At 59.9% G+C, this 16,149-nt stretch carries 15 protein-coding genes and 1 pseudogene; 7 read left to right on the forward strand and 9 right to left on the reverse strand.

Features of this window, described 5'->3' with window-relative positions; genetic code table 11:
- Positions 1–74 precede the first annotated feature (74 nt).
- The 8 genes from H6M51_RS20530 to H6M51_RS20565 all read right to left on the reverse strand — a co-directional run bounded on the left by H6M51_RS20530 (position 75) and on the right by H6M51_RS20565 (position 8,683).
- Complete coding sequence (locus tag H6M51_RS20530; RefSeq protein ID WP_185811716.1) at positions 75–1,100, reverse strand: BMP family ABC transporter substrate-binding protein; 1,026 nt, start codon at positions 1,098–1,100, stop codon at positions 75–77.
- 181 nt (positions 1,101–1,281) lie between these two features.
- Positions 1,282–2,175, reverse strand: coding sequence for an ABC transporter permease (locus tag H6M51_RS20535; protein WP_185811667.1), 894 nt, complete (start codon positions 2,173–2,175; stop codon positions 1,282–1,284).
- Complete coding sequence (locus H6M51_RS20540) at positions 2,172–3,224, reverse strand: ABC transporter permease (RefSeq protein ID WP_185811668.1); 1,053 nt, start codon at positions 3,222–3,224, stop codon at positions 2,172–2,174. The genes H6M51_RS20535 and H6M51_RS20540 overlap by 4 nt, the downstream gene beginning before the upstream one ends.
- The gene (locus H6M51_RS20545) at positions 3,221–4,801 is read right to left on the reverse strand and encodes an ABC transporter ATP-binding protein (protein ID WP_185811669.1); all 1,581 of its coding nucleotides are present in this window, start codon (positions 4,799–4,801) and stop codon (positions 3,221–3,223) included. Before H6M51_RS20545 ends, H6M51_RS20540 begins: the two co-directional genes overlap by 4 nt.
- A 103-nt stretch (positions 4,802–4,904) precedes the next feature.
- The gene (locus H6M51_RS20550) at positions 4,905–6,125 is read right to left on the reverse strand and encodes an FAD-dependent oxidoreductase (protein WP_185811670.1); all 1,221 of its coding nucleotides are present in this window, start codon (positions 6,123–6,125) and stop codon (positions 4,905–4,907) included.
- An 8-nt stretch (positions 6,126–6,133) separates the two neighbouring features.
- Complete coding sequence (locus H6M51_RS24990; RefSeq protein ID WP_185811671.1) at positions 6,134–7,327, reverse strand: cytochrome P450; 1,194 nt, start codon at positions 7,325–7,327, stop codon at positions 6,134–6,136.
- A 51-nt stretch (positions 7,328–7,378) separates the two neighbouring features.
- Complete coding sequence (locus H6M51_RS20560) at positions 7,379–7,585, reverse strand: ferredoxin (RefSeq protein WP_210314896.1); 207 nt, start codon at positions 7,583–7,585, stop codon at positions 7,379–7,381.
- 93 nt (positions 7,586–7,678) lie between these two features.
- Entirely contained in the window at positions 7,679–8,683 is a 1,005-nt protein-coding gene (locus H6M51_RS20565) for a LacI family DNA-binding transcriptional regulator (protein ID WP_185811672.1), read from the reverse strand.
- Positions 8,684–8,857: 174 nt separating this feature from the next.
- On the opposite strand from H6M51_RS20565, the gene H6M51_RS20570 reads away from it, so the two are divergent.
- Complete coding sequence (locus H6M51_RS20570; protein ID WP_185811673.1) at positions 8,858–9,697, forward strand: sugar phosphate isomerase/epimerase; 840 nt, start codon at positions 8,858–8,860, stop codon at positions 9,695–9,697.
- Between the two features lie 180 nt (positions 9,698–9,877).
- Entirely contained in the window at positions 9,878–10,267 is a 390-nt protein-coding gene (locus H6M51_RS20575) for a hypothetical protein (RefSeq protein ID WP_185811674.1), read from the forward strand.
- Positions 10,268–10,644: 377 nt separating this feature from the next.
- On the opposite strand, the pseudogene H6M51_RS20580 reads toward H6M51_RS20575, so the two are convergent.
- Positions 10,645–11,100, reverse strand: a pseudogene (locus H6M51_RS20580) (ISNCY family transposase); the annotation flags it as partial.
- A gap of 9 nt (positions 11,101–11,109) precedes the next feature.
- Here H6M51_RS20580 and H6M51_RS20585 point away from each other — a divergent pair.
- From H6M51_RS20585 to ggt, 5 genes are all read left to right on the forward strand, one after another.
- Positions 11,110–11,379, forward strand: a complete 270-nt coding sequence (locus tag H6M51_RS20585) for a hypothetical protein (protein ID WP_185811675.1) — start codon at positions 11,110–11,112, stop codon at positions 11,377–11,379.
- A gap of 610 nt (positions 11,380–11,989) precedes the next feature.
- Positions 11,990–12,799, forward strand: a complete 810-nt coding sequence (locus H6M51_RS20590; protein WP_185811676.1) for an ABC transporter substrate-binding protein — start codon at positions 11,990–11,992, stop codon at positions 12,797–12,799.
- Between the two features lie 10 nt (positions 12,800–12,809).
- The gene (locus H6M51_RS20595; protein ID WP_185811677.1) at positions 12,810–13,589 is read left to right on the forward strand and encodes an amino acid ABC transporter permease; all 780 of its coding nucleotides are present in this window, start codon (positions 12,810–12,812) and stop codon (positions 13,587–13,589) included.
- Positions 13,586–14,386, forward strand: a complete 801-nt coding sequence (locus H6M51_RS20600; RefSeq protein ID WP_185811678.1) for an amino acid ABC transporter ATP-binding protein — start codon at positions 13,586–13,588, stop codon at positions 14,384–14,386. The genes H6M51_RS20595 and H6M51_RS20600 overlap by 4 nt, the downstream gene beginning before the upstream one ends.
- A gap of 174 nt (positions 14,387–14,560) precedes the next feature.
- A complete protein-coding gene (gene ggt, locus H6M51_RS20605) occupies positions 14,561–16,147 on the forward strand; it encodes a gamma-glutamyltransferase (protein ID WP_185811679.1) in 1,587 nt (528 codons plus the stop codon).
- Positions 16,148–16,149 lie beyond the last annotated feature (2 nt).

The following is a 16,149-nucleotide window of genomic DNA, read 5'->3' on the forward strand; positions in this document are numbered from 1 at the left end:
ACAATCGCAATCACCGAGTGCAGCCTTGTCATAGCCTCCCTCGAAGACGAACATCCTCGGTAGCTTCAGCGCTGTCAGATGGTGGTGATGAAGGGGACGATGATCGACCCGTTCAGGATGCCGGCGCGGGCTTTGTCGACCGCCTCCATCGCAGCTTTGGTCTTCTCGACCAGGTCTTTCGGCCCCTGTTCGGCGAAGACGGGTGACGCTATGAAGTCGATGACGCCTGAGCCCAGTCCTGTCTTTTCGTGGATGCCGCCCTTCCAGTCCGGCGCGAGGGCCTTGGTGGTCTCGTTGTAGAGCGAGGCGCCGAAATCGAGACCAACGATCGAAATGACCGACTTCGGGCCAAGAGCGTATTGTGCCTCAGAGATGCAACTCACCATCCGGCCTTCCATTTCGGTGGCGGCGGCAATTACACCGCTATCCGTGGCCGCTGAATCAGTCTGGATGTAATCAATGCCATCATTGTACATCTGCGTCGCGATTTCCTGGCCCTTTGCTGGATCCTGAAACGATCCGGCAAAGGCGCCCGTTACCGTGATGTCGGGACGGATTGATATTGCGCCGGCTTTCAGCGCGTTAAAGTCGGCATTCAACTGCGGCAGCGATACGCCGCCGACATAGCCGATCTTTCCGGACTTCGACATCACGGCGGCGAAGACGCCGGAGAGATAACAGCCGAGGTGATAATCATAGGAAACGGTGACGACATTGGGGATCGGTGGGTTCATCGGGTCGCCGAATATCTGAATCCATTTCGTCTTGGGATAAGACGGCGCGAGCGCCTTGAAAGGCTCTGTCACACCGTTGAACGTCGAGATGATGATTGCCGCCCCGGCGTCACCGAGCGCTCGGAAAACAGACTCGTAGGTGGCAGGATCCTGGGCGTAGACAACGCGGTACTCGAAGCCCTTCTCCGCGGCCAGCTGCTTCAACTTGGCAATCATCTGGTCTACGGGGCCGTTGTCGCCGGCAGCCTGCGTGTGAACCAGTGCGACGACACCGTCGGCCGCCATCGCGAGGTCTGGCAGAAGGCTAGTCGTGACGGAAAGGGCCGCCGCGCCAGCACTCAGATGAAGGAAGCTGCGGCGATTGATTGAAGAATTCATCCCAGTTTCGTTTGTCATATCAATTCCCTCTTTTTGGTTGGCTTGTTGTTGGTGTTTTCTGCACCCACCCGCCGCCCCGGGACGATGCTGGTCTTTCAGGATGGCGGCTGAATGCTCTTTGCCCCGCTGAGAATGACGCTCTTGCGTCCCACCGCTATTTCGCTGCTTTCTAAGGATCCTTGAGTTCGGCGAAGCTGCCCGTCGCCTTTGCGCCGCCCCGGACCTTGCCGGAGAACCAGATGCCGAAGATGGTCGCCAGGTAGGGCAACGCCTGCAGGAGGTCGCGAGGCACCCTGTCGCCGAACATCAACTGAGCCCGAATGCCCAAGGCGCCCACCACGGCGAAAAACAGCGCAGCCAAAGTCGCGGCCAGCGGATGAGCCGCACCCAGGATGACGGCAGCGAAAGCAATGAAGCCACGACCTGCCGTCATGCCCTGAGCGAAGAACTGCAGGCTGCCGGCGGAGAGTTCCGCACCGCCAATCGCACACAGCACGCCACCGATCGCCAGTGCTATCAGCCGCATGCGAGACGGGTTGATCCCGACGCTCCGGGCCGCGAATGGATGCTCCCCCGAAGCCGCAAGCTGCAATCCGAAGCGGGTCCGGCGCAGCAAGATCCACATGCCGAATACGACGAACGGCAAAGCCGCGACGGCGACGGACAGTACGCCGTAGGCGCCAAAAAATGGACCCAGCTTCGGCAGGCCGAACGGCGCGGTCACCGTCGCTTGGCTGCCGAAGATCGATTCGATCGCTAGGCCGGTTCCGCCTATGCCGAGTCCGGTGAGGCCAAGACCCGCAATGATGGGATTTGCCTTCAGACGATCGATGACGAACCAGAGCAGCACGGAAGCCAGAACGCAGATCAGCATGGCAATCAGCAGAGCCGCGACCACGGAATGGGTCAGCATGATGCCGAGGATCGTGGCACAGGCACCCATGATCATCAGCCCTTCAAGGCCAAGATTCCAGATACCCGCACGCTGGGCAATCACGCCGGCCAGAGTGACGTAGACCAGCGGCGTTCCTGACCGGAGCACTCCGATAATGATCTCGTTCATTTCGAGGCCCCCCCTGCATCGGGTGCTCTCGAACCGAACAGCCTGTCGATGAACTTTGATCGTGCGGTGATGAACAACGCTATTGCCGCATTGATGATGTCGATCGCGGAGGCCGGGAGCCCGGCCATGACGGGCAGGTAGAGCGCGGCAGAGGCAAGGCCGCCGAAAAAGAGGGCCGTGACAGCCGTTCCGACGATGGAAAGGTTGGCGACCAGGGCGATCAGGATGGCGGTGAAGCCATGCGCCGGAAGGAAGCCGGAGACGACGCGCCCGTTTGGACCCATGAATTCGATCGCACCCGCCAGACCGGCAAGCGCCCCGGACAAGACGAAGCTGGACAGCCCGAATCTCCACAGTTGCCCGCCCTGCCACGTCAACATCGTGCCGTTACGGCCGGCGAGACCGGCCAAGATGCCGAAGGCCGTGCGGTTCACCAGAAGCCACATGACGAGTCCGATGATGAGGGCGATGGCGATGATCGTTGGCGAAAGGCCGAGGGAGTCCGAGATCCGGTAGGCAGGATCGAGAGGCCGGGTCGATGCCTGCTGGCCGGAACCGGAGGGATCCTTGAGCGGCCCGGATGTCACATAGAGCAGCAACAGTGTCGCCAGAAAATTGCCCATCAATGTCGTGATCACTTCGTCGGTCCCGGACCGCACCCGCAACAGACCAGGCCAAAGGCCCCAAAGCGCGCCACCCACGACGCCGGCGAGAAGGATCAGGGGAATGGCGGCGAATGCGGGACTGCCTCTGAGGAACTCCGCCGCGAAGGCAGATGCGATCGCGCCGAGGTAAAACTGGCCTTGCGCACCAATATTGAAGAACCCGGCGCGGAAGGAAATCGACACGCCGACGGCCGTGATGAAGAGCGGCAAGGCCCATCGCAGATCCTGGACAATGGCGCCGTCCCGAAGGAAGGCACCCTCCGCGACCGACCAGAGCATGTCTGGCGCGCTGTAACCGGCCATCTGGAACACGCCGGCGCAGAGCCCGAGCGCAAGCGCAACGAAGATCAGGCTGCGGCCGACGGTGAAAAGGCTGTCTCTCATGCTGTCGCCTTCATCGCTGTGCCGGTCATTGCTGCACCCACCGCGTGGATATCGTAGGGAGGGAGAAATTCGCCGCTGATCCGGCCGGACAGCATCACGACAACACGGTCGGAAATATCGAAAATCTCATCGAGGTCAGACGAGATCAGGAGGATGGCAGCCCCGCGATCACGGGCCGCGCGCAGCGACTGCCAGACGAAGGCCGTGGCTCCGATATCGAGGCCACGTGTCGGCTGGGCGGCGATGATGAGCTTGGCATCACCATCGACCTCCCGTGCCAGAATGACCTTCTGTGCATTGCCGCCCGACAGCGACCCAGCCTTCTGGCCGGAGTTCCGATAGTGAACGCCCCAACCGTCAAGAGACGCATCGCAGGCGGTGCGGACGGCGGAAGGTCGGATGAAGCGCAGCAGACTGCCCTGAAGCAGTTTGCGCGTGCTCCAGTTCTCCCACAGCGAACTTGTGAGGCTCAAACCTTCAACATTGCGTTCGAAGGGGATGATCCGCAGGCCGGCATTGCGCCGTGCCGCGAGCGGCTTCGACGTCACGTCGAGACCGGAAAGCGATATGGTGCCCTCGCCCAGATCGACCAGCGCAGCGATCGCGCGAACCAGCGTTCTCTGACCGTTTCCCTCGACGCCCGCCACTCCCACGATCTCGCCAGGACGGATCTTTAGACGGACCGCATCGAGCGCAACGCCTTCTCTGTCGGGCCGGGTCGACACGTTACGAAGTTCCAGCGCCGGAGCTCCGGCAAACACCGGCACCGGATGCGGCGCATCGCCGGACACACCCGCTTCTGCACTTGCTCTATCGCCATCATTCGCGCTCTGCGACTTGGACGGCGCATCGCCGACGATCAAGCTGGCCAACTCGTCGCCGGAAACTTCCCGCCCGTCGAGCGGTCCACATACCTTTCGGCCGCCACGCAGGACTGTGACGGTGTCGGCGATGGCGAGAACCTCTGCGATCTTGTGCAGAATGAGGATGACTGTGACGCCCCGCGACTTGAGACGACGCACCCGCGCAAAAAGCGTATCAATCCCAGTGGGAGAAAGCACGGCAGTCGGCTCATCAAGGATCAGCACCTTGGCCTCCGTTATGAGTGCGCGTGCAATCTCTATGCTCTGCTGGGTTTCGATTGGAAGATCGGCAACCTTCCGGTGGAGATCGACCTGAATGTCGAGATCGGCGAGATGCTTGCGCCACTTTTCGGCGAGAGCGCCGCGGCTGTAGATGCGACCCTTCCCTGTCGCGCCGAACTCCATGACCTCTGCAACACTGAAGGACGGAGGAAGCGCAAAGCTCTGGTGGACCAACTCCACGCCCGCCGCACGGCTTTCGCCGACATCACCTGGGCGAACCTCGCGTCCCAATACATCCACGCCACCCGAGCTCGGCTGCAAGAGACCTGCAGCAGTGCGGGCAAAGGTAGTCTTCCCTGCCCCGTTCTGACCGACCACCGCATGAATCTCGCCGGCAGCGAAGGCTACACTCACATCCTCGAGCGCCGTTGTCGGGCCGAACCGGACGGTAACATCACGACATTCAAGCGCAGGTCTTGTCACATTGGACATTGTTGGTTCCCCTGGTTCGTCTTGATCCAATGGACTGACGATCCGTTTTGGCTCTTGATTCATGAAAGCTGACTGGGATCGCGGACGTGCGAGCGGCCAGTTTTCACATGCTCTTGAACTGCGAAAGTATCTCCTTACGATAGGACATGATCTGCTTCGGCATGTTGATCGCGACCCCGCCGCGGAGCTTGTCGCCACGCCAATAACTGCCTGCGAACCGGCCACTATCGGGTTCATCGTGATCGACGCGGAACGTGTCCGAAGGCATGAAACGGCCGACGATCTGGATTTTCAGGCCGTATTGATCCGACCAGACATAGGGAACGTGTTCGAACGACGCTTGCTCTGCAGATCCACCATAGAGCTCCCGGAGGAGATACGGGGCCAGATGCTGCCCCTGTTCGCGCGCGGTGGTCCAATGTTCCACCCGCATCTGCTCAGCGAAAAGAGGATTCATCCAGGATGCTGCATCCCCGGCTGCGTAGACCGCAGGCAGGCTGGTCCGGCCATGGGCGTCACAGAAGATCCCGTTATCGATCACGATCCCCGAATGCCGAAGCCATTCGAGCGCCGGTCTCACGCCGACGCCGACCAGGACATGATCGGTGTTGACGGTCGTTCCATCGTCAAGCGTCAGCGACCTGACTTCGGCGCTGCCGTCGGCCGAGACGACGGTCCGGCCGCAGCGGAATCGTATTCCGTGTCTCTCATGCAGGCTCAAAATGCGCTTCGCCACCTCAACGCCAAGCCTTGCCCCCATGGGCATGGCCGACATCTCGATGACGGTGACCTTCAAGCCGAGCGACGACGCGATGGCCGCCACCTCAAGGCCGATGAACCCGCTACCGATGATCGCGAGATGGTGCGCGTTGCGGAGCGCCTCGCCCAAGAGGCGCCCATCTGCCAAGGTGCGCAGGGCCGAAACGTTTCGACGTCCCGCAAGACATTCGAGCGTGACAGGTTCCGCTCCCGTCGCGATGACAAGACCGTCGTTTTCGACCCTGGAACCGTCGGCAAGACGCAATCGCCGTCCGCTGGCCTCCAACCCTGCAACCCTGCAACCGAGCCGCAGCGTCGCACCGATCTCCTGCCACCAGGCCTGATCATGAAACCGCAGTTTCTCTTCATTCCAATCGCCCGAGGCGAACTGCTTGGAGAGAGGCGGACGATCGTAAGGAAGCTCAGGGTCGGCATCGAAAACGTCAATCGACCCTTTGAACTCCGCTTTCGAGAGGGCTTCGGCAGCAGCGACACCCGCAACGGATGCGCCGACGATCGCTATGCGCTTCGATGCCAGATGTGTCGCAGCGGTCAAATCTGTCACCGCGGCACCTATGCGTTCAGCTTGTTGCCGGGAGTGAAGGTGACCGGGACGGACCGCTGGCCATACGAGGACCCAATCGTGTCGGGCCCCACGACCTTGTCCCAAACCACCTTATAGTCGGGGATTCGCTCCAGCACACGGTCCAGCACGATCCGCAATTCGGTGCGCGCCACCGTCGAACCCTGGCAACGATGTCCGCCAACACCGAACGTCAGGTGCCGGTTGGGCATCCGTTCGATGTCCAGTTCGTCGGCATTGTTCCCAAACACCTTTTCATCGCGATTGGCGCTGGCCCACAGCATGAAGACGGTTTCACCGGCCTTGATCGACTGGGTTCCGATGCATGTGTCGCGCGTCACGTATCGGCCAAAGCCCTGGATCGGCGCCTCGAACCGCAGAAACTCTTCGATTGCCGTCGGAAGAAGACCTCTGTCCTCGATGAGCCTACGGCGAATGTCGGGATGTCGATCCAGCTGCAGGAAGATGTTGCCAAGGGCGGCAACCACGGTATCCATCCCGCCGAAAATGACCATTCGCGCCAGGTCGATGACTTCCTGACGGGATGTCTTGACGCCATTGTACTCGGAGGCAAGCAGGCGCGAGATCATATCGTCTTTCGGCGTGGCGATCCGCGTGTCCACTTCTTCGATGATCTTCTGCGAAAAAGAGAGAACGCGCCGCTGACCATCTTCGTTTTCAGGCGTGCCGGGACGGGTGTACATCACATCGTGCAGCGGCTCCGCAAACATGCGCCACTCGGCGGGATCGAGACCAAGAAGCCGCATGGTCAGTTTTGCGGGGATCGGGTTCGCAAGATCCATGACGAGGTCGGCCGAACCCGTCTCGATCCATGAATCGATGGCCTCGTCCGTGATCTCACGGATGAACGCCTCCTGTTCCTTGACCGCCTTGGGCGTCAGGAACGGATTGATCAATGTCCGGTAGCGCTCCAGTTCAGGCGGATCTGCCATGATGGGCAGCAACTGGCCGACATCGGTGCTGGGAACCACCGCCCCCTTCGTGGAAGAGAAAGTATGGTCGTCGCGCGCAACCTGAAAGACCTCGTCGTAACCCGCCAGAACCCAGTAGCCGCCATGGCTTTCTGTCCAGGCCACCGGACATTCCGAACGGTGTCGTCGATAGGTTTCGTAGGCCTTGTCGACATGTTCTCTGCTGTTGTGATCAAAGTCTACGATGGTCACCAGGATTATTCCCTCAAAATGTGGTCACGCGGCCAATGAACGTGGCTCGTCTCATTCCTCGATGATAGTGATCGCCCTCTCCGGACAGACCTCTGCAGATTTTCGCGCAGCGGCGTGCATGTCCTCGGGGACGGGGTCCAGCAGGACAATCGCGCGACCGTCGCTGTCGCGGATTTCGTAGAGCGCCTCGGCCGCGAAATAGCAGAGCCCATGCCCCTGGCAGGCGTCCAGATCGACCTTCAAATGCATCTTCGTCATTTCTCTCTCCAATGGGTCCAGCATCGCAATCTACTTAAGTTAAGCGCTTAACTAATCGGACAGGAATCCTTCTTTGGCATCTTCTAAAGGGGTTCAGGGGGTCGAGCGCGCCCGGGCTGTGGATCCACGTCGCTGCAGTTCAACATCGATAACGATGCTGGCGATGCGGGCAGACTTTCGATCGAGCAATCCGCGAAGCTCCGCCACAGCACCGCGAGCGAGCGCGTCGCCCGGGAGGCGAACGGATGTGAGTTGAGGCTCTACGACCCGCGAGAAGGGAAGGTCGTCGAAGCCTGCGATAGACATTTCGTGGGGGACCGAAATGTTTTCGGACTTCATTGCGGTAAGCACGCCGTAGGCCTGCAGATCTGTTGCGCAGATGATCGCCGTCACTCCATCATTGCTCCATTTACGAAGCAGCGGTTGAGCAACGCGCTCCGCATCCAGCATGTCGATGTCGGTCTCGATCACCGCCGGGGGCGCGACGCCGGCCTCTTCCAGAGCCGTAAAGAGCGCATTACGGCGAGCGGGAAATGTGCGCGACCGCGTGGTCGCCTCGACATAGATGATCCGTCGGTGACCGAGCTCGACGAGATGTTCCGCCAAATCCCGCGCGCCCTTCTCCACCGCGAAATTCAGCGCCGCGACACCCGGGCCGAAGCGATCGGTGTCAATGAGGATCATCGGTATGTCCGACTGGATCGGGCGCAAATAGGCGCTATCGACCGACATCGCCACGAGCGCATCGATCCCCATCGCCAGAAGCTGCTCGATATTCCGTCTCGCAACCTCCTCGCCCACATCGGTTGCCACGGTCAGCACCTGATAGCTGCTCCCCAACTCCCGCAACAACTCCATGTGAAGGGCGCCAAAAAACGGATTGCCGACGCTGTTGGGAACGAGAAAGCCGATGAGGCGGCTTGTTCCGGTCGCCAGACCCCGCGCCCTCAGATCCACGGTATATCCGAGGTCTGCGGCGACCTTAAGCACACGCTGGCGGGTTTCAAGAGGAACACGCTTCTCGGCCTTGCCGTTCATCACCAGCGAGACGGTTGCCGTTGAGACATCCGCAGCCCTGGCAACATCAAGCGCTTTCACTCGCGGTTTTCTCATAAGGCTCTGCCTCCCCCGCTGACCTTATAGCGGATCATACACCACACCTAACGATCGTCAAGCGCTTAACTTATGCGAATTGATCCAGGTTAAGCGCTTGACTCCTGCTTCAGAGAGCAGTCTCTTAAGTCATGAAGAACTGACGTAACAGGGTCGCAGATGCAAGAACTGGTCTTCCTACAATCCCTTTGGGCAATGGAGCGCCGCCATACGGACGGCTTCGAGCGATCCCTTGAAGAGAATATTGCAAAAATCGCCGAGGCGGGTTTCGGTGGTGTGAGTGCCCATTGTCACGATCGCGAGAAGGTGCGGCGGATCGCTGGTCTTCTACCGAAGGGGTGCACCTATTACGAGGGGCAATGCTTTGTCAGCACGGTCGACGATCTCAAGCCCGTACTTGAGATCGCTGCTGAATTCGGAGTGGGACACATCGATCTCCACGCGGACATCCGTCCCCGCACGGTGTCAGAATGCATCCCGATCCTAGAGGGTTGGATGCGCCTGGCAGAAGAAGTGAGCTTTCCCGTCCTCATCGAAACCCATCGCGACCGTATGACGACGGATCTGCATTTCACGCTGGATCTTTTGGAGGCCATGCCGGACCTGCCTTTGCTGGCAGACCTGTCGCATTATCTCGTCGGTCGCGAATTTGCCTGGCCCGTTCCGGAGGAAAGCCATTCACAAATCGAGCGGATCCTCGACAATTCATGGGCGTTTCACGGTCGAGTGGCGAGCCGCGAGCAGATTCAGGTCGAGGTCTCCTTTCCCCATCATCGGCAATGGGTGGATCTGTTCCTCGGATGGTGGCGCCTGGGATTCCGGAGCTGGCGGCACCGCGCCGCTGCCGATGCTGTTCTGCCCTTCGTCTGTGAGCTCGGCCCCAAGCCCTACGCGATCACGGGAGCAGATGGAAACGACATATCCGACCGATGGAGTGATGCTCTTCTGATGCGTGAAATGGTGGCAGATATCTGGCGGGAAACTGAGACGGGCGCGTGAGTGCGCTGATCTGGCGAATTGTGTTCTGTGGCGTCTCTATCGCTTCAGATACCGCTAAACGCGAGGTTTCTGCTATACAGGAGCTTAGAAAGTTACTGCGGCGATCGTCATCGAGCCCTGACCGCCCAATGCTGCTGTGCGCGATCGGGTGACGCACGCCTCACGACGGACCATCCGGCCATGGAGCGCTTCCACCTCAGCTTCGACCATCCAAGCCGTGCATGGAGCTTCGGCGGGCGGCTCTACCGGTCGGCCGGCGCGGCCCATGCCCTTCCGGTGACAGCGCCGCGCCCGCAGCACGCCGCCCTCGTCGGCCGCTATCGCAGCTATTTCCCGTGGTCCCCCACATTCCGCATCGTGCTGCGCGAGGGCCGTCCCTTTCTGTTATCACCGGGCGGGGTGGAGGGACCCGATCCCGATATGGAACTCGTCCCGATCGGCGAGAACATGTTCCGCATTGGCGCCGATCCGCGCCTGCCCGAACGGCTGCGGATCGCCGCGACCTGCGACGGCCGCCCTGTCACCGTCTACCGCGACAGTTGCCGCTATTGCCGCATGTCGCTGGGCTAGGACAAGAGCCCTGCTCGGACTGGTCGGGCGGCACTCTAGATCCCGGGCAAAGGTTGTGGTCGCGGCCTGCGAGGCCTTGCCGGATTTTGTGGCGTCCAAACGCAAAGCCGCCCCGGTGATGCGGAGGCGGTGGGTTTTTCCTGTTTAAACTGGTTGCGGGGGGCCTGATTGCACAAAGATTTGCATAAAGATCGCGTCGAGATGGCTAAAACTAGCCTTTGTCAAAGCTGGTTATAGACGCGTGCTTACCAGCCAGTTAGAAACGCGGCACTGGCGCTGCCGATCAGCCCCGATCTGAGCGGCAGACCCGCTTGCAAGATCAGATCGGGGCGGGTGGGGGCGCACCTCTTCGGCTTTAGCTTTGAGACTGGCTCACGTCATTCTGCGGCTTCCATGCGCGCCAAAGCCTTCTTCCTTTTGGCGATGACTTCCGGATCGTTCATGAAATTCGTCCGACGGCCGGGCTTGCGGCCACGTTTCTGGTAACCGTTTCCAATGCTGCCGTCCCGAATGCCAAACATATGATCTTGCTGACCCGTCCGGGATGGGCCGCTCCTGCTACGCTCAAGTTCGCGCCTGGCCTGCATCGAAGCTACGATCGACAGCATGTCATCCAGCCGCTTATTGTCGACGACCTGTGCTCGATGCACAGACCCTAATCTGTCGAAAGCTCTGTAGGGCACGGAAAAGCTGTGATGCATGATCTCCAGCCTGCCGTCCGGGTAACCACAGACGACGACCTTCTGCCCAGCCAGTGGCTGCGAGATCTCGGTCGGATCGACAATGGACAGCACCTTGTCGTAACGTAGAGTCAAAGCCTGCGACAGGGTCTGGAAGCGTTGATGAGCCGGCATGACATCATCGGCCACATCCACGGTCGAGGATTGTTCATCGGCGTCGAGCTGGTGATCGACCACGAAACGAAGGCTCCAGCAAAGCTTGCCGCACGTTGGGTTCGTGAACGGCTGAAATCGCTTGGCGTGCTCGTCTCGTCGACAGGCCGTTCGGAAACATCATCAAGATCCGCCCGCCTCTGGTCTTCAGCCTGGCAGACGTTGCGCGATGCCTTGAGACACTCGATCAAGCCATTGGCGAGATACCCGCAGACTTGAGGACAAAAGGCACCTGAGACAAAGCCAAGTCAACGGCGGGAACGCCTCAGATTTTGCCTGATACTGCGCCTTCCCTGCTGGCCGCACCTGCTTCGTTTTGACGGCGGTTCTCTTGCAGAGCCACTGAAACCCTGCCAGAGCAGGGCAGCCCAACCTTGCGCGCGATCACTGCGGCTTCGGGCGCCTCTCATCGTTTCAGCCCTTGACCGCGAATTGCGGCTTCGCAGCCGGCTTCCGGTCGCGTTCGCGCACACCAAGACACTGCCGAAAGTCGGAAAAATCCCCGTCCATACTACGAGAATTCACTAAGTAATGCGGGACATCGCGGAGCTATCATCCTTCTGTTGCAGAGTGGTTGGGGCATCCGCAACAAGCGATCGGACGTCGCGTGCAGGTGATTGGCGAGGGCCCGAAATGCCCATGTTCGATCATCTATTGGCAAAGCTTGCGGCCGTCATAGCGCGAGACTTAGGCTCCCCCACCCTCGCTGCCTCAACCTGGCCAGCTATGCCTCGGCCAAATGTAAGTGCCCACCAATAAAATAAAAATGGTCTCTCGCTCGAGATGCAGAAGCCTCCGCGCGAAGAAAATCCAGAAGGAGAACATCGACATGAAGCGTTCACCGCTTAAACTGATCAGCGCCATCGCGCTGATGCTCATGGCAGGCACCGCCAATGCAGCAAGCGTTGCCCCTCCGGCCAATCTCACGCAGGCCGGCAAACTGACATTTTGCGCAGAGTTCGGCAATCCACCGCTCGGCTTCTATGACGAGGCCCAGGTTCTGACGGGTTTCGAGATTGAACTTGGAACGGAACTGGCCAAGCGGATGGGTCTAGAGGTGCAATGGAAGGAGGTCGCCTTTAGTGCCATCATCCCAGCGCTGATGGCAAAGCAGTGTGACGCCATTCTCTCCCAGCTCTTCGACAAGCCGGAGCGTCGCGAAGTGGTCGACTTCATCAACTATATGTATTCGAGCCAGTCCCTGCTGGCCCCGAAGGGCAACCCGAAGAACATCAAGGGCCTTGCTGACCTCTCTGGCCTGAAGGTGTCCGTCGGCAACGGAACGACCATTCAGAGCCTTCTCGATGAGCAGAACAAGCTTTTCAAGGAAGCCGGCAAGCCGGAAGCCAACATCGTCGTCTTCCCGAAGGACGCCGACGCGCGCCAGGCACTGCAGACTGGTCAGGTCGACGCGTATGGCACAACACTGGAAACCGCCGCTTTCTTCTTCACAAAGGCCGGTCAGATCTTTGACATCGCGGGAGAACCCTTCAACAAGATCAAGACGGGCATGGCGATCCGCAAGGGGGAAGCCGACACGGTCGGTGCGCTTCAGAAGGCCTTCGATTCCATCCGCGAAGATGGAACCTACATGAAGCTGCTGGAAAAATGGGAACTCGGGGCCGACGCTATCGAATAGGACCTGACCCATGAACTTTGATCCGAGTATCTTCTGGGAGTATCTGCTCAGGCCGAGTACCGTTTATCTGAACGGTCTCTGGCTGACGCTCAGCATCAGCGTCATTGCCCAGGCACTGGGCACGGTGCTGGGACTGTTTCTGGCACTCGCGACGATTTCCAGATACCGCTCGCTCAACTTGCCCGCACGATTCTTCGTGTGGGCATTTCGGGGCACACCGCTGCTCGTGCAGATTGTTTTCATCTACACAGGTCTGGCTGCAGCAGGTCTCTACCGCTTTGAAGACGTTGATCTCGGTATTGCTGTCCTGCCGGGCAACATCCAGGCCGGCGTCTTGGCACTGACGCTGAATGCCGCTGCCTACATGGCCGAGATCATACGAGCCGGTATAGGGTCCGTAGGCGTTGGCCAGGCAGAAGCCTCCAAATCGCTGGGCATGACCTATCCCCTCTACATGCGACGCATAATTCTCCCGCAAGCCGCACGTGTCGTCATTCCACCGCTTGGCAATGAGTTCAATGCCATGCTGAAGAACACCACCCTTCTCAGCGTTATTGGCGTGCCGGAACTGCTCCTGGCCACGCAGATGGTCACCACGGTGACATTCCGCGTGTTCGAACTGTACCTGGTCGTTGCCTGCTACTTCCTGACCCTGACCACACTCTGGGGTTTCATTCAAGTTCGTATCGAACGGAGATACGGAGATCCCGCCGCGCGAGCCGCCTACAAGAAAGCGGGATCCATCTATCGTCGGATGCTTGGGTTTGGTGCCGTCAAGGAGCCGAAATGACCAATACGCATGACAACAGGCAGACACCGATCGTCAGGGTTCGGGGCGTCGAAAAGCGATACGGCGACCTACACGTCCTGAAGGGCATCGATCTCGACGTCTACAAAGGCGAGGTCATCGTCATCGTGGGCTCTTCGGGATCCGGCAAGACCACCTTCATCCGTTGCATCAATCATTTGGAGAAGATCCAGAATGGCCGCATCGAGGTGAATGGCCATCTGATCGGCTATCGCGAACAGAATGGTCGGATGGTCGAGGATACGGAGCGCAACATTGCGAGGCAGCGATGCGAAGTGGGAATGGTCTTCCAGCTGTTCCACCTTTTTCCGCATCTGACGGCCCTCGAGAACATCATCGAAGCGCCGGTGCATGTTCGCAAAATTGGTCGCGAGGAGGCAATCCAGACGGGTCGCGCCCTGCTGGCACGGGTCGGGCTTGCGGACAAGGAAGACTTCTATCCTTCGCAGTTATCCGGCGGACAACAACAACGTGTAGCCATTGCACGTGCGCTCGCAATGCGGCCATCGGTCATGCTTTTTGACGAGCCCACCAGCGCGCTCGACCCCGAAATGATCGGCGAGGTGCTGGACGTCATGAAGGAGTTGGCTCGCGAAGGCATGACAATGATTGTCGTCAGTCATGAGATGGGCTTCGCGCGCGAGGTCGCCAATCGGGTCATCATGATGCACGAAGGACGCATCATCGAGGATGAACCGCCGGAGGTCTTTTTCACCGCCCCGAAGCACGAGCGAACGGCCGCCTTCCTCTCGCGCGTCATAGGCAAACGGGACCACTGATCCAAAGAGCTGCCAAAAATCAACGCTCGTCCGGCTCGGACGGGCGTCCACCCGATAGAATATGCCGATGATCCTTGCTCTGATAGCGTGAGACGATCACTGGCGACAGCAAAGGCAAGATCGTTCTGGTGCGGCAGAGCCGCCGCCCCAGCCTCTTGCAAAACGGAGTTCACGATGCGTGATTTTCAACTTCCTGGCCGCTCCGCCGCAATGGCGATGAATGGAATGGCAGCCAGCCACAATCCCCACGCGACAAGGGTTGCGATCGAAGTCCTGCGCAGCGGTGGCGCTGCGATCGACGCCGCAGTTGCTGCTGCAGCCGTTCTTGCGGTGGTTGAACCGCAGCAAACCGGCATCGGCGGGGACTGTTTTGTTCTAATGAGCAAGAACGGCACCGATGAGGTGAGCGGCTATAACGGGTCCGGTCGTACGCCGCGCGGATTGCCCACCAGCGGTCTTGCCCCGGAGGGCGCGACACAGGTGGAGGACAACAGTCCCCATGCCGTGACCATTCCCGGTGCGATCGATGCCTGGACGCGTCTGGTGGCCGACCACGGCCGCAAGGAAATCGGCGAGCTTCTGGCGCCGGCTATCGATTTTGCGCGCAATGGCTTCCCGGTTCATCCAAGGGTAGCCCGCGATTGGATCGAAGACGCACCACGTCTGCAGCGCGATCCGAACGCCATGAAGGTTTTCCTGCCCAAGGGCCGGCCGATGCGTGCCGGTGAAGTCTTCCGCAATCCAGGGCTGGCCGAGGCGCTGGACCTTATTGCTCGAAACGGCCGAGATGGGTTCTACAAGGGACCGGTTGCGAAAGAAATCGTCGAATATCTGCGCGGCCTGGGCGGATACCACACGGAAGATGACTTTGCGATCACGCAAGGGGAATATGTAACGCCGGTACGCACGACCTATCGCGGCATGGAAGTCTGCCAGATCCCGCCAAACAACCAGGGCATCACGGCGCTTCTGATGCTGAACATCCTGGAAGGTTACGATCTCTCTGAACTTCAACCGATGAGCGCCGAGCGGCTTCACCTGGAAGTCGAAGCCGGACGTCTCGCCTATCGCGATCGCGACGCCTTCGTCTGCGATACATCAAAAGCCTCCTTCCCCTTTGAAGAGATCCTGTCCAAGGACTATGCCGCGCGGCTGCGTGCCGAAATCAGCACGGACCGTTTCGCAGCCCATCTGCCCCCACCGCTGATGCGCCGAACCGATACGGTCTATCTCACCGTGGTAGACCGTGATCGCAACTGCGTCAGTTTCATCAATTCCGTCTACTGGGGTTTCGGGTCGACGCGGGTGTCACCGACCTATGGCATCACCTTGCAGAACCGGGGCATGGGCTTCTCGCTCAACCCGGACCATCCGAACGCAATCGGACCCGGCAAGCGCCCCCTCCATACCATCATGCCCGGCATGACATTGAAGGACGGGCGACCCTATCTGGTTTACGGCGTCATGGGCGGGGACTATCAACCCTTCGGGCATACGCATGTGCTCACCGGCGTCACGGATTTCGGCCTTGATCCGCAGGAGGCGATCGACCAGCCGCGCATCTTCCACAGCATGGGCGAAACCATCGTCGAACGCGGAATTCCAGGGGCCGCGATCAGAGGGCTTCAGGAAATGGGCCACAAGGTCGTCGTTGCACCGGAGCCCCACGGCGGCGGGCAGATGATCATGATCGACTGGAAGGAAGGCGTTCTGATCGGCGGATCGGACAGCCGCATGGATGGATGCGCGCTCGGTTATTGAGC

The organism is Rhizobium sp. AQ_MP (genome assembly GCF_014237835.1).
In the GTDB taxonomy this organism is placed as follows: domain Bacteria; phylum Pseudomonadota; class Alphaproteobacteria; order Rhizobiales; family Rhizobiaceae; genus Allorhizobium.

Bases quoted from the DNA above. Each gene is read 5' to 3' on its own strand.
- H6M51_RS20590 (WP_185811676.1), top strand. From the start codon at position 11,990: ATGAAGCGTTCACCGCTTAAACTGATCAGCGCCATCGCGCTGATGCTC.
- H6M51_RS20540 (WP_185811668.1), bottom strand. From the start codon at position 3,224: ATGAGAGACAGCCTTTTCACCGTCGGCCGCAGCCTGATCTTCGTTGCG.
- H6M51_RS20600 (WP_185811678.1), top strand. From the start codon at position 13,586: ATGACCAATACGCATGACAACAGGCAGACACCGATCGTCAGGGTTCGG.
- H6M51_RS20575 (WP_185811674.1), top strand. From the start codon at position 9,878: ATGGAGCGCTTCCACCTCAGCTTCGACCATCCAAGCCGTGCATGGAGC.
- H6M51_RS20570 (WP_185811673.1), top strand. From the start codon at position 8,858: ATGCAAGAACTGGTCTTCCTACAATCCCTTTGGGCAATGGAGCGCCGC.
- H6M51_RS20585 (WP_185811675.1), top strand. From the start codon at position 11,110: ATGAGCCGGCATGACATCATCGGCCACATCCACGGTCGAGGATTGTTC.
- H6M51_RS20545 (WP_185811669.1), bottom strand. From the start codon at position 4,801: ATGTCCAATGTGACAAGACCTGCGCTTGAATGTCGTGATGTTACCGTC.
- H6M51_RS20595 (WP_185811677.1), top strand. From the start codon at position 12,810: ATGAACTTTGATCCGAGTATCTTCTGGGAGTATCTGCTCAGGCCGAGT.
- ggt (WP_185811679.1), top strand. From the start codon at position 14,561: ATGCGTGATTTTCAACTTCCTGGCCGCTCCGCCGCAATGGCGATGAAT.
- H6M51_RS20535 (WP_185811667.1), bottom strand. From the start codon at position 2,175: ATGAACGAGATCATTATCGGAGTGCTCCGGTCAGGAACGCCGCTGGTC.
- H6M51_RS20560 (WP_210314896.1), bottom strand. From the start codon at position 7,585: ATGACGAAGATGCATTTGAAGGTCGATCTGGACGCCTGCCAGGGGCAT.